Raw genomic sequence first — 15,931 nt, forward strand, 5'->3', positions numbered from 1 at the left:
GTGAGCTAAGGATGGACACGTAACGAAAGGCATTCTTGAGCAACGTAAAACAAAGCGGCTGGGTGCTACGACACCAGCAAATAGGGTGGAACCGCGGGAAAAACTCTCGTCCCTATGTTTGCAAGGAACCTTGTGAGCATAGAGACGGGAGTTTTTGTGTTTTGCAAAAAGGTTCTAGGCCCCACCGCCATACATAGCGGATGGTGTAAAAAAGATGGAGGTGCGATCATTGAATATTCAAGACATGATTTTGACACTGCAAAAGCATTGGTCAAATGAAGGCTGCGTATTAATGCAGGCATATGACACAGAAAAAGGTGCTGGAACGATGAGTCCATACACGTTCCTCAGAAGCATTGGACCAGAGCCATGGAAGGTAGCCTATGTAGAACCGTCAAGACGCCCGGCTGACGGCAGATATGGAGAAAACCCAAACAGATTGTATCAACATCATCAATTTCAAGTGATCATTAAGCCATCACCTGACAATATTCAAGAACTGTATCTAGAATCATTGAAGGCGCTTGGCATTGACCCGCTGAAACATGATATTCGTTTTGTTGAAGACAACTGGGAAAACCCATCTCTTGGCTGCGCAGGACTTGGCTGGGAAGTTTGGCTTGATGGAATGGAAATTACGCAATTTACGTATTTCCAGCAAGTCGGCGGTTTAGAATGTAAGCCAGTTTCTGTTGAAATCACATACGGAATTGAGCGTCTTGCTTCTTACATTCAGGACAAAGAAAATGTATTTGATCTTGAATGGACAGATGGCTTTACTGTAAGAGATTTATTCTTAATGGCTGAATACGAGCATTCTGTGTATACGTTTGAAACATCTAATACGGATATGCTGTTCGATTTATTTACAACATATGAAAAAGAAGCACATAGCCAAATGGACAAAGGGCTTGTTCACCCGGCATATGATTATGTACTCAAATGTTCTCACACATTTAACCTGCTTGATGCCAAAGGCGCGATTTCTGTGACTGAGCGAACAGGCTATATCGGAAGAGTACGTCAGTTAGCGAGAAAAGTAGCCAAAACATATTACGAAGAACGAGAAAAACTAGGATTCCCTATGCTAAAAGAGGAGGCGGCTTCTCATGAATAAACAAGATGTATTACTTGAAATCGGCTTAGAAGAGATGCCGGCTCGTTTCATGCCAGAAAGCACAAAGCAGCTAGGTGACAAAGTAAAAGCTTGGTTCGTAGCGCAAAATATTTCATTCGAAGACGTTGCTTTATTTAATTCACCAAGACGTCTAGCTGTACTCGTCAAAGGTGTTGCAGAAAAACAAGAAGACATCAAAGAAGAAGCAAAAGGACCGGCTAAAAAGATTGCTCAAGATGCTGAAGGCAATTGGACAAAAGCTGCCGAAGGTTTTGCCCGCGGACAAGGCGCATCAACTGATGATCTGTATTTCAAAGACATCAAAGGTGTAGATTATGTCCATGTCCAAAAGTTTCAAGAAGGTAAGCAAGTCAAAGACCTTCTTCCAGCATTGGGGGACATTGCCGCTTCATTGAGTTTTCCAAAGAACATGAGATGGGGAAGCGAGGATTTACGCTATATCCGTCCAATTAAATGGATTGTTTGTTTATTTGGTCAAGAGATCATTCCTGTCGAAATTGCAGGAGTGAAAAGTGGACGGGAGACTAGAGGACATCGTTTCCTAGGGACGACAGCCAGCATTGACACACCAGCTTCTTATGAGCAAACATTAAGAGATCAATTTGTCATTGTAGATTCAGATAAAAGAAAACAATTAATTACTGAGCAATTACATGCCCTTTCTTCCGAAAAAGGCTGGGTCATTCCAGTTGATCCTGAGCTTCTAGAAGAAGTGAACGATCTTGTTGAATATCCAACCGTTCTATTTGGTTCTTTTGAAGAAGAATTTCTTGCGCTGCCAGAAGAAGTGCTTGTCACGACAATGAAAGAGCATCAGCGTTATTTCCCAGTGAAAAATGAAAAAGGGGAATTACTGCCGCACTTTATTACGGTCAGAAACGGGAACTGTGAGGCACTTGAAAATGTGGCAAGAGGGAACGAAAAGGTCCTTCGTGCACGTTTATCAGATGCGGCATTTTTCTATAAAGAAGACGAAAAACTCGTCATTGAAGACAACATTCAAAAGCTTGATAAAGTCGTATTCCATGAGAAACTTGGCACGATTGGCGACAAGCTGAAAAGAGTAACAGACATTGCCGTCCGCCTTGCTAGTCATGTGGGTGCTGATGAAGAAACGTCTAAACGCGCTGCAAGAGCAGCCAGTATTTCTAAATTTGACCTTGTGACTCAGATGGTCTATGAATTCCCAGAACTGCAAGGAATCATGGGTGAAAAATATGCTAGAGCACTTGGCGAGCATGAAGAAGTGGCAAAGAGTATCAACGAGCACTATATGCCGCGTTTTGCCGGTGACGATGCGCCGTCAACACTTATTGGGGCGATTGTTGCAGTGGCGGATAAGCTAGATTCTATTTGTTCATTCTTCTCAATTGATGTGATTCCAACGGGCTCTCAAGATCCTTATGGATTAAGAAGACAAGCGAGCGGTATCGTTCAAATCCTGCTCGACCGCCAATGGAATCTTTCATTTAAAGAGCTTTTAGCACTAGCTCAAGTAGAGACAAAACATGAAGCGGCTCTCATTGAATTTTTAACACACCGTTTGAAGTATGTCCTTCAAGCAGAACATATCCGTCATGACGTGGTGGAAGCAGTCCTTGATGTTGAAAATATTGAACCATATGCGGTTGTGAAAAAAGCGGCTGTTCTTGAAGAGAGCGTGAAACAGGAGAGTTTCAAAGAAACGGCTGAGGCACTAGGCCGCGTCATTTCAATCAGTAAAAAAGGGGAAGACGCACAGATTCAGCCTGAACTGTTTGAAAATGAACACGAACAAAAGCTATTTGAAGCGTATCAGCAAGCGGAAAAAGCCGTCAACGAGTATATGGCAAAAGGTCAGTACCAATCAGCACTTGAAGCGCTAGATACATTAAAAGCACCAATTGTTCATTATTTCGACCATACCATGGTTCATGCGGATGATGAAAAACTGAAACAAAATCGTTTGGCACAAATGGTCAAACTTGCAAAAGTCATTCAATCATTTGCGAATATGAACAATTTAATTGTAAAATAAATACCTAAGAACGGTTGCCTTTTTCGAAGGGCAATCGTTTTTTACTCATTTAATTCACGGTTTTTGAGTGGATTTTTGTTTCATTCGGACGAAGATGCGCTATAATATGATGAGTTATGAAATTGATATACATAAAGTAAGGATTCGCTCTCTCTATTTAAAGGTGGTGAGTACAATCGAGTTAAATAAACGGCAAGAGCAGATTTTACAGATTGTCAAAGAGAATGGTCCGATCACTGGAGAGCATATCGCCGATCGGCTGAACTTAACAAGGGCTACCCTCAGACCGGATTTAGCCATTTTAACGATGTCTGGCTTTTTAGAAGCAAGACCAAGGGTCGGCTACTTTTTTACAGGCAAAACAGGCACGCAGCTTCTGGCAGATAAGCTGAAAAAACTTCAAGTGAAAGATTTTCAGTCCATTCCGGTCGTGATACACGAGAATGTTTCGGTTTATGATGCGATTTGTACGATGTTTTTAGAGGATGTGGGCACATTATTCGTTGTGGACGATCACTCTATTTTAACAGGCGTGTTATCAAGAAAAGACCTCCTTCGAGCAAGTATTGGGAAACAAGAGCTTCCATCTATACCTGTCCATATTATTATGACAAGAATGCCGAACATTACCGTTTGCCGCAAAGAAGATTTTATTATGGATGTGGCCAAGCACTTGATTGAAAAGCAAATAGATGCACTTCCTGTTATAAAAGATACGGATAAAGGCTTTGAAGTGGTCGGCAGAATTACGAAAACAAACATGACGAAAATACTTGTTAGCTTATCAGAGAACGAAATTATCTAATTACAGAAGACTGCGAGGGGATGTTATGAGTAATCGCGTAATTTTTGTTGTATCAGATTCAGTAGGAGAAACGGCAGAGCTCGTGGTCAAAGCGGCACTTAGCCAATTTGATGGCGGCTCATCCGACCATTCAAATATTAGAAGAATCCCATATGTAGAGGATGTCGGTACGATTAAAGAAGTGATTTCATTGGCGAAAGCAGATAATGGGATCGTTTGCTTTACTCTTGTTGTGCCAGAAATGCGCCAATTCTTAATAGAAGAAGCAGAAGCGAATGGCGTCGTGTACTATGACATTATCGGTCCACTTATTGATAAAATGGAGACGGCATATGGAAATGAAGCGAAACATGAGCCAGGTCGTGTACGTCAATTAGATGAGGACTATTTTAAAAAGGTAGAAGCCATTGAGTTCGCTGTGAAATATGATGATGGCCGGGACCCAAGAGGTATTCTAAAGGCTGATATTGTGCTGATTGGTGTATCGCGTACGTCTAAGACACCACTTTCTCAATACTTAGCACATAAACGCTTGAAGGTAGCAAACGTTCCGATTGTTCCTGAAGTTGATCCGCCAGAGGAGTTATTCTCAGTTGATCCAAAAAAATGCATCGGCCTGAAAATTAGTCCAGATAAACTAAATCATATCCGTAAAGAACGTTTAAAATCACTCGGTTTAAATGACCGTGCCATTTATGCGAATATCGAGCGGATTAAAGAGGAACTAGAATATTTTGAAAAAGTGGTTGACCGCATTAACTGTCAAGTTGTTGATGTATCGAATAAAGCAGTTGAGGAGACAGCAAATGTCATTCATCAAATGCTGACCAAAAGAGGTTCCGAATAAACTCAGGATGCTCCTCCTGGGTTTTTCCTATGGTGGGAAACGGGTAAACAAAAACAATAGCATATTTGCTGCATTTGTATTATAATAAAAAATTGTGATAAAATGATTGATTTTAGGTTTAAGTTAAGTCAAGAACGAATAAACTAATATTGGCAGAAGTCAAGTGATTCTGAACATAACTTTTCGACAAAATGAGTTTTACTGTTGATTGCTTTATGGGGGAAAAGTATGGTCTTTTTGCTTCTCTAAAGCAGGAATAAGGTGGAGGGATGGAGAATTAGTCACCTGAATGAACGTAAAAAAGAAAGGACGATTTATGTCGATGCAGATGCTTGTCCTGTAAAAGACGAAATCCTTTCTGTCGCATCTCAATTTCAAGTGCCTGTGACTTTCATTGCTTCATATGAGCATTTTCAAACCAAACGATCACCACTTGAAGATTGGCGGTTTGTTGATACACATAAGGAAGCAGCAGATTTAGTCATTGCGAACTTAGCTGTCAAGCACGATATTGTTGTCACCCAGGATATTGGTCTGGCCTCCTTACTGCTTCCAAGACAAGTCATTGTTCTGTCTGAAAGAGGACGAATGTACACAAACGAAACAATTGATTTTGATTTGGAACGCAGGCATGTTTCCAGTAAACAGCGAAGAAAAGGTGTATACGGAAAAGGTCCCAAAAAGCTTTTAGAAGAGGATAAAAAGCGATTTATTGCCCAACTACAAAAAATCCTGTCGAATCATGAAGGATTTTTGAATTAAAAGGCGAATAATGTACGACGGAGTGTTATTAGGATGAGCAAACGTATACCAGATGAACTTTTGGAGCAAATCCAAAAAAACGCAGACATTGTCGAAGTGATTGGAGAATACGTACAGCTTAGAAAACAAGGTCGGAATTACTTCGGTCTTTGTCCATTCCATGGTGAAAATACTCCTTCATTCTCTGTTTCAGCAGATAAGCAAATCTTCCATTGTTTTGGCTGTGGTGCAGGAGGCAATGTATTTTCGTTCCTCAGACAAATGGAAGGCTACTCATTTATTGAAGCCGTTTCACATGTTGCTGATAAGTACCATATTGATTTGCCGGATCATGTAGCGAATGCGCAGATCAGTTCCTCACAGCAAGAGGATACAGCAGATCATAAAATGATTGAGGCGCATGAGCTTCTTAAGAAATTTTACCACCATTTGCTGGTAAATACAAAGGAAGGTCAAAACGCACTCGATTATTTAAGGTCCAGGGGCTTTACGGATGAAACAATTGCCAAGTTTGAGATCGGGTATGCTCTCGACTCGTGGGATTTCGTGACCAAGTTTTTAGAAAAACGAGGGTTTGATCCTGCGATGATGGAGAAGGCTGGTCTTTTGATTCAACGAGAAAACGGCACAGGTTTTTTTGACCGCTTTAGAGATCGTGTCATGTTTCCAATTCATGATCATCACGGGACGGTCGTCGCTTTTTCTGGAAGATCACTTGGTGATCAGCAGCCAAAGTATATGAATAGTCCTGAAACGCCACTTTTTCATAAAAGTAAGCTGCTTTATCACTTTCATGACGCGCGTATGCATATTAGAAAACGCGAACGTGCAGTCCTTTTCGAAGGATTTGCTGACGTCATCTCGGCTGTCACAAGTGGTGTTGGCGAAAGTGTTGCAACAATGGGTACGTCTTTAACAGAAGAGCACGTAAAGCTTCTTAGGCGGAACGTAGAAGAGATCATTTTGTGTTATGACTCTGACACGGCCGGGTATGAAGCGACCATGAAAGCATCAGATTTGCTTGGAAAAAGAGGATGTAAAGTTCGCGTTGCCATGATACCAGATGGACTTGATCCAGATGATTACATTCGTAAATATGGCGGCGAGAAATTTAGGAATGACATCATAGATGCAAGTGTGACATTAATGACATTTAAGATGAACTTTTTCCGAAGAGGAAAGAATTTGTCTGACGAAGGAGACCGCCTGACTTACATGAAGCAGGTTCTCCGAGAAATTAGCCGATTAAACGGTTCCTTGGAACAAGAGATTTACATGAAGCAGCTGGCTGGGGAGTTCTCCATTTCACTTGACTCATTAAAGGAGCAATTGGAGCTTTTTGAAAAGCAGCAGCGACAAGAGGCCAAGAGCTCGCAAGAAGAAAATGGACTTGAAAAGCGGCGTGCACATCTGTCAACACAGGTAAGACGAAAACGTCTAAGGCCGGCATATGAAAACGCAGAGCGAATGCTCCTTGCACATATGTTAAAAAATGATGACGTGATCCGAAAAGTGCTTGATAGGATAGGGTTTGAATTTAATATAGATTCGCACAGAGCGCTGGCAACATACATTTATGCATTGTATGAAGAAGGCAAGGAGCCGACCCCGCAGCATCTGATGAACCGTATAGAAGATGATGTGATCAATCAGCTCCTGACGGATATTTTCATGATTCAAGTTGGAGACGAACTAAGTGAAGCTGAATTAAGTGATTATGTAAAAAAAGTGTTGAATCATCGGAATTTGTCAATGATAAAGGAAAAAGAACTAGAACGTGCAGAAGCGGAGAGGCAAAAAGATTTCTTCAAAGCGGCAACACTTGCAAAAGAAATTATTCAGTTGAACCGTTCGCTGAAGTAATACGTCTACTATTTATGACAAGACTTACGGCTGGCAATGAATCCTTTAATGGGAGGAGCATAAGACCGCAAGCATCTTGCCTTCATCATTATTTATTTTATTCCTATTTGCTCATTCTGTTTGATAGAGAGAGAAAGGCAGAGCAGAAGCAAATCGCAAGTTACTTTAGAATTCGTTGCAAGCTTTGGAAGGAGGGATCCATAATGGCTGATAAACAAGCCCACGAAACTGAAACTGAATTAACCTTTGAACAGGTGAGAGATAAGCTCACTGAAACGGGTAAAAAACGGGGCGTTTTAACATACGAAGAAATTGCAGAGCGTATGTCTAGCTTTGAAATTGAATCAGACCAGATGGATGAATACTATGAATACTTAGGCGAACAGGGTGTAGAACTCATCAGTGAAAATGAAGAGACTGAAGACCCAAATGTTCAGCAGCTGGCTAAGGCAGAAGAGGAATTTGACCTGAATGATTTAAGCGTACCACCAGGTGTCAAAATTAATGATCCTGTTCGTATGTACTTAAAAGAGATCGGGCGCGTCAATTTGCTATCTGCTAAAGAAGAGATTACGTATGCTCAAAAGATTGAAGAAGGCGATGAGGAATCAAAAAGAAGATTAGCGGAAGCGAACCTTCGTCTCGTTGTCAGCATTGCGAAACGTTATGTTGGTCGTGGTATGCTGTTCCTTGACTTGATTCAAGAAGGAAACATGGGGCTCATGAAGGCGGTTGAGAAGTTTGATTACCGCAAAGGATACAAATTCTCAACATATGCGACTTGGTGGATTAGACAGGCGATCACACGTGCGATTGCCGATCAGGCGAGAACAATCCGGATCCCGGTTCATATGGTGGAAACCATTAATAAATTAATCCGTGTTCAAAGACAGCTTCTACAAGATCTAGGTAGAGAACCAACGCCAGAAGAAATTGCGGAAGACATGGATTTAACACCAGAGAAAGTAAGAGAAATTCTTAAAATTGCGCAAGAGCCAGTATCTTTAGAAACACCTATTGGTGAGGAAGATGACTCGCATCTTGGTGATTTTATCGAAGACCAAGAGGCGACTTCTCCATCAGACCATGCTGCCTATGAGCTCTTAAAAGAGCAGCTTGAAGATGTATTAGATACGCTAACGGACCGTGAAGAAAATGTGCTGAGACTGCGTTTCGGACTAGATGACGGAAGAACACGCACATTAGAAGAGGTAGGAAAGGTGTTTGGCGTAACAAGAGAGCGTATTCGCCAAATTGAAGCGAAAGCTCTTCGTAAATTAAGACACCCAAGCAGAAGTAAACGATTAAAAGACTTCTTAGAATAGAAACCGGACGGATCTTGAGAGAGATCCGTTCTTTCTTCATCAAAATGAAAACGCTTTTTTGATCTGATTATATTTTACTGAATAACAAATGAATTTGCAACGTTCTTAGAGAAAAGATGTATAAAAAATACATCTAAATGTGCTGAAGGCTTCTTTTCTCATTTTGAATCATTTTTGTCTAATCTGTGAACTTGACCAAAGTTTTGTATCATAATTCGTTTACTTTTTGTAAAATTAAAGTAGAATTAGAATTGTTTGCATAGTCTCAAAGGGGTTTTTCACAAAGGGGAGGATGAAAGAAATGAAACGGAATCCACTTATACCATTCTTATTGATTGCCATTTTAGGTATTGGACTCACTTTTTTCTTATCAATGAAGGGGCTGAAAGATGAAGACAAAATTGCCTCTGGGGGCAAAGAGCAAAAGCAAGAAGAGACCGCAAATGCAACGCCGGAAGAATTGTATAAGCAGAACTGTATTAGCTGTCATGGGGAAAACTACGAAGGTGGCGCTGGTCCTGCATTAAAAGGTGTTGGCGACAAGCTTGAAGTAGCAGACATCAAGAAGAAAATTCAAGAAGGCGGAAATGGGATGCCGGGCGGGCTAATTCCGAATGAAAAGCTCGATGAAATGTCAGAATGGGTATCCAAAATTAAATAATAAAGCGCAAAAAGCTCTTTTTCATCAGAAGAGCTTTTTTCATTTGAAAACGACTTTTAAAAAGTCCATAATTTATATAAGATAGACAAGTATGAACATTAAAGAAAAGTAGTGATATGGATGAATGAAATGAATTTGTCAAAACGATTAAAAAGAGTCGCAGACTTTTTACCAAAAGAGGCGGTCTTTGCTGATATTGGCTCAGATCATGCCTATTTGCCATGTTATGCGATATTACATCATAAAGCATTGAAAGCCATTGCTGGTGAAATTACTGATGGACCACTTCAATCTGCGAAGCAGCAAGTACATAGGCTTGAATTAGATGAGCAGATTTCAGTCAGAAAAGGAAATGGCCTTGAAGTGATTGAAAAAGGCGAGGTAAATGCTGTCACGATTGCAGGGATGGGCGGAGCACTCATAGCAAGCATTCTAAATGAAGGTAAACACAAGCTCACAGGACAGGAGAGGCTTATTCTTCAGCCTAATATTCATGCCCACCATATTCGTTTATGGCTCTATCAAGAGGGGTATGAACTGATGGATGAAGTGATTTTAGAAGAGGATGGCAAAATATACGAAATCATCATTGCCAAAACTGGCGACAAAGATAAAGCCTATGAAGGCATGTCGATTGAAAAAGGCATGCTCGTTGGTCCGTTTCTCGCCAAAGAGCAAAATGATGTCTTCCGGCGCAAATGGATGAATGAGCTTCAGCACATGGAGCATATAGAAGGCCAGATTCAACAAGCAGCGCCGACGGAAGAGAACAAAGAACGTCTGAAAGAGCTGAATGCGAAAATAAAAATGCTAAAGGAGGTTTTGACTGTTGGCTAAAACAGTGAACGGGCATGAAATCATCCAATTATTTGAGCAATTCTCACCAAAGGCATATGCGGTGGAAGGTGATAAAATCGGGCTCCAGATTGGAACGCTGAATAAAAAAGTGACCAATGTCATGATCACCTTAGATGTATTAGAAAATGTGGTAGATGAGGCAATTGAGCGGAAGGTGGATCTCATTATTGCCCACCATCCGCCAATTTTCCGTCCATTAAAACATGTGGCGACAGATCAGCCGGCAGGACGGATCATTGAGAAATGCATCAAACATGATATTGCGGTGTATGTAGCACATACAAACCTGGATGTGGCTGATGGAGGAGTCAATGACTTGCTTGCAGAGGCTTTAGAGCTCGGGGAAACAAAAGTGCTAGTTCCAACATACGAAGATCCAATTAAGCAGCTAGCCTTGTATGTTCCAGTGGAATTTGAAGAGGCCATCAGGACGGCTTTAGGAAATGCGGGAGCTGGCCATATTGGCAACTACAGTCATTGCGCTTTTTCAAATGAAGGGACAGGCAGTTTTCTGCCATCAGAAGAAGCTGTGCCATTTATTGGTGAGACGGGTAAATTGGAATTTGTGAAAGAAGTACGAATCGAAACCATTTTCCCAGCGAGTATTGAAAAACAAGTGATTCGTGAAATGATCAAAGCACACCCTTATGAAGAAGTGGCTTACAGTGTACACACGACAGATCTTCCTCCTATTCAAAAAGGCCTTGGGCGTATTGGAGAATTAAAAGAACCTATGACACTTAAAGACTTCACTCAATTTGTGAAAACGAAGTTAGATGTGAATGGAGCGCGTTTTGTAGGAGATCAGGAAGCGGTCGTGAAAAAAGTAGCTGTGCTTGGAGGAGACGGAAATAAATATATTCATCAAGCGAAAAGAATGGGTGCAGATGTGTACGTGACTGGCGACCTTTATTTCCATGTCGCTCACGATGCCATGATGCTCGGACTGAATGTAGTGGACCCAGGTCATTACGCAGAAAAGATCATGAAAGAGGGCGTAAAGACAAAGTTAGAATCGCTATGTACAGATAAAAAATATGATGTGCAATTCTTTGTATCAGAATCAAACACAAACCCGTTTCAATTTGTGTAAGCAAAAACGTCAGAGCATAGCAGCTCTGACGTTTTTTTATTTCTTTGTTTTCACGCGAGGTAATATCTTAGAAAGAGGAACCGTCCGTTCAATTTTCCATGTTGATTCATCATCAGGTTCGTAGTTTTCTAAGAAACGAATGACTTCTTTTGTAATAGGTGTTGGTGTGGAAGCACCTGCAGTAACGGCAACGGTTTTTACCCCTTGGAGCCATTCAAGCTTTAGCTCACTGAGATCACCAATTCGGTAAGCCTGCGTTCCTGCAATCTCCATTGACACTTGCGCCAGACGATTTGAGTTATTGCTTTTTGGATCGCCGACCACAATGGTCAGATCGGCTTGGCCTGCTTGCTGTGACACAGCTTCCTGACGTACCTGTGTCGCAAGGCAGATTTCTTGATGGTACTCGACGTGAGGATATTTTTCTTTAATGAGCTCCATCAGATCATGAACATCCCACTGAGACATTGTCGTCTGATTGGTGATGAGCAGTTTATCTGACGTTAAATCGAGCGCTTTAATATCAGCTTCTGTTTCAACAAGGTGGACTTTGTCAGGTGCAACACCGACGGCTCCTTCTGGCTCAGGGTGCCCCTTTTTCCCGATATAAATAATGTCATATCCATCAGCTGTTTTTTCTGAAATGAGTTCATGTGTTTTCGTGACATCTGGACAGGTCGCATCAATGGCGACAAGGCCTTTTTCTTCTGCAATTTGACGGACTTCAGGAGATACGCCGTGAGCGGTGAAAATGACTGTACCACTTTCAACCTGCTTTAAAATATCCAGACGGTTTGGTCCGTCCAGTGTGTAAATTCCATCTTCTTCGAAGGCATCTGTGACATGTTTGTTGTGCACAATCATACCTAATATATAAATTGGGCGTGGCAAGTTTTTATCAAGTGCGGCATTTTTAGCAATGACCATTGCATCTACAACGCCATAGCAATAGCCACGCGGCGAAATTTTAATTACATTCATTTATTCGTCCTCCTGTAGGGAAGTGCTGCTAGAGAAGAACAATATAAAAAGCCGTGAAAAACGGCTTTTGATCATTCTCTTCCTTCATTATAGCCAAAGTAAGCGCATATATCAAAGATTGTTATACATGGGAAACACTTCGCCTTTAAAAGGTCACTAGACATATAGTTTCGGAATGGAACTGCCCGATCTTTTTTTCGGTTTTACTTCAGGAGCAGTTGATGTGTGTACAGTCCCTTTTTTGACAAGGATGTCCTCTGGTTCTTCTTCTTTTCCTTCTTCTATTTCATCATCAACCGGTTCGTGCGGAACGTCTGTTTCTGCAGTGATTTCTTTTGGTTCTTCGTCTGCATCATTCGTATTTGTTTCATCATCATCCGCACTGCCAAGCTGGCTATAGAGTTTAATCATGGCAGGCAAATTTCTGACTAAAGGACCATATTGCTGAATCATAGGCGTGAATTGCTGCGCCATTCCGAGTACTTTTTGAACATTTCCTAACATGCTTGAAAGGTTCGCAGGGTTTGCGAAGCTCTGGATTCCTTGTAATCCCGCACCACCTCCAGATCCAGGAAGAAATTTTGCCAGCATGCCCTTAATTCCGGCTCCGCCGCCTAGTGCACGGCTTTCGCCTCCAGGAATGCCACCCATCCCGCGTAGACCGCCGCCTTGTACAGACGGAGAGCGAGGCATCATTTGTTGAAATTGGTTGCCTTGCCCTTGAAAAGGCTGTTCGATCGGAGCCTGCTGTCTCCGTTGAAAAATCCCGGGCTGTCCGCCATTTCCAAGGTGCCGGCGTGAGGGGCGATGCGGCTGAAAATCGCCCATAGGCCTTTGCCCTAACATACTTGTACCTCCCTTACTGCATTCTCTTTCTCTTCATAGGTTATGCAGGGAAGTATCATTTGGTTTCCTGTGAGAAAAGCGGACATGGTTTTTTTGCTGAAAATCAGCTATAATGAGGAGATGAGCAAAAAGGCATTGCCTTAAGGAGTGAAAACATGAAAGAAACGAAATTTACGACATATGAATTAAAGTCTTTTATTATAGATGCTATTCATGAACTGGGCTTTTATGAGCCGACTGATATTCAAAAAAGAATTATCCCTGCTGTTTTAAAAGGTGAAAGTGTGATTGGGCAGTCTCAAACAGGAACAGGAAAAACCCATGCGTATTTATTGCCGCTTATTCATTCAATTGATCCAAGCAAAGAGCAAGTACAAGTGGTCATTACTGCACCAACACGAGAATTAGCGAATCAAATTTTTAAAGAAGCACAAACGATCTTAAAAAATACGCCTCCAGAAGAAGAAATCAAGGCAAAGCTTTACATTGGCGGAACAGACAAGCAGAAATCCATTCAAAAGCTAAAGAATCAGCCGCACTTAGTGGTCGGCACTCCTGGACGTATTGCTGATCTTATTCATGAGCAAGCGCTGAATGTGTACAAAGCAACATCTCTTGTCATTGATGAAGCAGACCTTATGCTAGATATGGGCTTTTTAGAAGATGTGGATCGTATTGGCTCACAAATGCCAGAACAGTTGCAAATGCTCGTGTTCTCAGCAACTATTCCAGAAAAATTAAAACCTTTCCTCAAAAAATATATGGATAATCCGAAATATGCACATGTTGAACCGAAACGCATTACGGCTGAAAACATTCAGCATATTTTAGTTCCATCTAAACAACGAGATAAATTAAAATTACTTCATGAAATGGTGACGAATGTACAGCCTTATTTAGGGATCATCTTTGCGAATACGAAATCAACTGTTGATGAAATTGCCTCATTCCTACAGGAAAAAGGAATGAAAATTGGGGTACTTCATGGTGGTTTAACGCCTCGTGAACGTAAAAAAGTGATGAAACAAATTGAAGATTTGGAGTTCACATATATTGTGGCATCTGATCTTGCTGCCCGCGGGATTGATATTAAGGGCGTCAGCCACGTGATTAACTATGAGCTCCCATCCGATCTTGATTTTTATGTTCACCGTGTGGGAAGAACGGCTCGCGCTGGTTCATCTGGCATTGCAATGACCATTTATGATCTCGCTGATGAGGATGCACTCGTTCAAATTGAAAAAATGGGTGTTGTGTTTGAAAACAAAACGATTGTTCATGGCGAATGGCGAGATGCAGATGATCGTTTGAAGCGTCAAAGACGTAAAAAAGCACCAAATGAAATTGAAGAAAAAGCAAAACGCCTTGTCAGAAAACCGAAAGCCGTCAAACCTGGATATAAAAAGAAAATGACACGTGAGATGGATAAGATCAAAAGACAAGAACGTAGAAAGTCAAAGCGTAACGGAAAGTAGGGGGACACATTGTTGAAGATTGGATCACATGTATCCATGAGCGGAAAACATATGCTTCTTGCAGCGAGTGAGGAAGCTGCCTCTTATGGTTCAAATACTTTTATGATTTATACAGGTGCACCGCAAAATACGCGCCGTAAAAAAATTGAAGATCTCAATATTGAAGCTGGACAAGCGCATATGAAAGAGCATGGTATGACAGATATCGTCGTTCATGCACCGTATATTATCAATATTGGGAACACAGTGAATCCAGCGACATTTGAGCTTGGAGTGGACTTCCTTCGCTCTGAGATAGAGCGTACAGAAGCGCTAGGTGCAAGACAAATTGTTCTTCATCCAGGTGCGCATGTCGGAGCAGGTGCAGATGCTGGAATTCAAAAAATCATTGAAGGTCTCAATGAAGTCATTGTGAAGGGGCAGGAGGTTCAAATTGCGCTGGAAACAATGGCGGGAAAAGGATCAGAGTGCGGAAGAAGCTTTGAAGAGCTTGCCCAAATTATTGACGGTGTGACACATAACGAAGCACTTTCTGTTTGCTTTGATACGTGTCACACGCACGATGCTGGTTATCCCATTGTGAGTGATTTTGATGGAGTATTAGAAGAATTTGATCGAATTGTCGGGATCGACCGAATCAAAGTTCTTCATATTAATGATAGTAAAAATGTACAAGGCGCAAGAAAAGACCGACATGAAAATATCGGTTTTGGAGAAATTGGTTTTGATGCCCTGAGCTATATCGTTCATCATCCACAGCTTCAAGATGTGCCGAAGATTCTAGAAACGCCTTATGTAGGTGAAGATAAAAAGAACAAGAAACCACCTTATAAATTCGAAATTGCGATGCTGAAAGAAAAGCAATTTGATGAAGGTTTACTAGATAAGATTACGGGTCAATAAAAAGTGCATGCAATGTGATGAGGTGCCGCTAAATGCGGCCCTTTTTTGCCTAATTTGTGAACTGATTAAACAGATCGTTGACGGTCTGTGCAGTTTGTTTAGACGTAATCGCTTCCACTTGCTTAAGCAGCCGGTTGCGCTCTGCATCGTTAAAAATATTGACGTTTTTCCCATTCATGAGTTTGGCGACCTCAGCAGCCTGATTGGATGTTAAACTGACCCCATACTGTTTCGCATACCTTAACAAGTCATTTGCTGTGATCTGATTCAGACGCTGCAACACAATTTTTTGAATTAAAATCAATTCCATTCCTCCCCTCTGTATCAATGTATGGGCGAAAACGGAAAATGTGCAAA

General features: G+C 41.4%; 15 protein-coding genes. 12 read left to right on the plus strand and 3 right to left on the minus strand.

The annotated features are described in order from the left end of the window. Positions 1-229: 229 nt before the first annotated feature. The 10 genes from glyQ (at position 230) to FBF75_RS12555 (ending at position 11,369) form a co-directional block, all read left to right on the plus strand. The gene (glyQ, locus tag FBF75_RS12510) at positions 230-1,117 is read left to right on the plus strand and encodes a glycine--tRNA ligase subunit alpha (RefSeq protein ID WP_003217487.1); all 888 of its coding nucleotides are present in this window, start codon (positions 230-232) and stop codon (positions 1,115-1,117) included. Beyond that, complete coding sequence (gene glyS, locus FBF75_RS12515; RefSeq protein WP_136944805.1) at positions 1,110-3,155, plus strand: glycine--tRNA ligase subunit beta; 2,046 nt, start codon at positions 1,110-1,112, stop codon at positions 3,153-3,155. Before glyQ ends, glyS begins: the two co-directional genes overlap by 8 nt. A 166-nt stretch (positions 3,156-3,321) precedes the next feature. Then, positions 3,322-3,960 carry a transcriptional regulator CcpN gene (gene ccpN, locus FBF75_RS12520; RefSeq protein WP_024423017.1) on the plus strand — a complete coding sequence of 213 codons (639 nt, stop codon included), beginning with the start codon at positions 3,322-3,324 and terminating at the stop codon, positions 3,958-3,960. Between the two features lie 25 nt (positions 3,961-3,985). Further along, positions 3,986-4,807 carry a pyruvate, water dikinase regulatory protein gene (locus tag FBF75_RS12525; RefSeq protein ID WP_008342399.1) on the plus strand — a complete coding sequence of 274 codons (822 nt, stop codon included), beginning with the start codon at positions 3,986-3,988 and terminating at the stop codon, positions 4,805-4,807. Between the two features lie 261 nt (positions 4,808-5,068). After that, complete coding sequence (locus tag FBF75_RS12530) at positions 5,069-5,569, plus strand: YaiI/YqxD family protein (RefSeq protein ID WP_008342395.1); 501 nt, start codon at positions 5,069-5,071, stop codon at positions 5,567-5,569. Positions 5,570-5,602: 33 nt separating this feature from the next. Further along, positions 5,603-7,432 carry a DNA primase gene (dnaG, locus tag FBF75_RS12535; protein ID WP_008342393.1) on the plus strand — a complete coding sequence of 610 codons (1,830 nt, stop codon included), beginning with the start codon at positions 5,603-5,605 and terminating at the stop codon, positions 7,430-7,432. Positions 7,433-7,635: 203 nt separating this feature from the next. Beyond that, a complete protein-coding gene (gene rpoD / locus FBF75_RS12540) occupies positions 7,636-8,757 on the plus strand; it encodes an RNA polymerase sigma factor RpoD (RefSeq protein ID WP_008342392.1) in 1,122 nt (373 codons plus the stop codon). A gap of 301 nt (positions 8,758-9,058) precedes the next feature. Continuing rightward, positions 9,059-9,418: a cytochrome c550 gene (gene cccA, locus FBF75_RS12545; protein ID WP_008342390.1), complete on the plus strand. Its 360-nt coding sequence runs from the start codon at positions 9,059-9,061 to the stop codon at positions 9,416-9,418. A gap of 120 nt (positions 9,419-9,538) precedes the next feature. Then, a complete protein-coding gene (locus FBF75_RS12550; protein WP_136944806.1) occupies positions 9,539-10,255 on the plus strand; it encodes a tRNA (adenine(22)-N(1))-methyltransferase in 717 nt (238 codons plus the stop codon). Continuing rightward, the gene (locus tag FBF75_RS12555; protein WP_048001530.1) at positions 10,248-11,369 is read left to right on the plus strand and encodes a Nif3-like dinuclear metal center hexameric protein; all 1,122 of its coding nucleotides are present in this window, start codon (positions 10,248-10,250) and stop codon (positions 11,367-11,369) included. Before FBF75_RS12550 ends, FBF75_RS12555 begins: the two co-directional genes overlap by 8 nt. A gap of 36 nt (positions 11,370-11,405) precedes the next feature. On the opposite strand, the gene FBF75_RS12560 is transcribed toward FBF75_RS12555, so the two are convergent. Further along, on the minus strand, positions 11,406-12,350 hold the full coding sequence (locus FBF75_RS12560; protein WP_007501283.1) for a 4-hydroxy-3-methylbut-2-enyl diphosphate reductase: 945 nt from the start codon (positions 12,348-12,350) through the stop codon (positions 11,406-11,408). Positions 12,351-12,506: 156 nt separating this feature from the next. Then, complete coding sequence (gene vrrA / locus FBF75_RS12565; protein WP_136944807.1) at positions 12,507-13,196, minus strand: VrrA/YqfQ family protein; 690 nt, start codon at positions 13,194-13,196, stop codon at positions 12,507-12,509. A 155-nt stretch (positions 13,197-13,351) separates the two neighbouring features. Here vrrA and FBF75_RS12570 point away from each other — a divergent pair, with 155 nt between their 5' ends. Further along, on the plus strand, positions 13,352-14,671 hold the full coding sequence (locus FBF75_RS12570; protein WP_024718822.1) for a DEAD/DEAH box helicase: 1,320 nt from the start codon (positions 13,352-13,354) through the stop codon (positions 14,669-14,671). 9 nt (positions 14,672-14,680) lie between these two features. Next, positions 14,681-15,574, plus strand: coding sequence for a deoxyribonuclease IV (locus FBF75_RS12575; RefSeq protein WP_017358005.1), 894 nt, complete (start codon positions 14,681-14,683; stop codon positions 15,572-15,574). 49 nt (positions 15,575-15,623) lie between these two features. Here FBF75_RS12575 and FBF75_RS12580 read toward each other — a convergent pair whose 3' ends face one another. After that, positions 15,624-15,878: a DUF2624 domain-containing protein gene (locus FBF75_RS12580; protein ID WP_008342377.1), complete on the minus strand. Its 255-nt coding sequence runs from the start codon at positions 15,876-15,878 to the stop codon at positions 15,624-15,626. Positions 15,879-15,931: the final 53 nt, after the last annotated feature.

Origin of the sequence: Bacillus sp. S2(2019) (assembly GCF_005144805.1) — a bacterium.
Taxonomy (GTDB): Bacteria; Bacillota; Bacilli; order Bacillales; family Bacillaceae; genus Bacillus; species Bacillus altitudinis.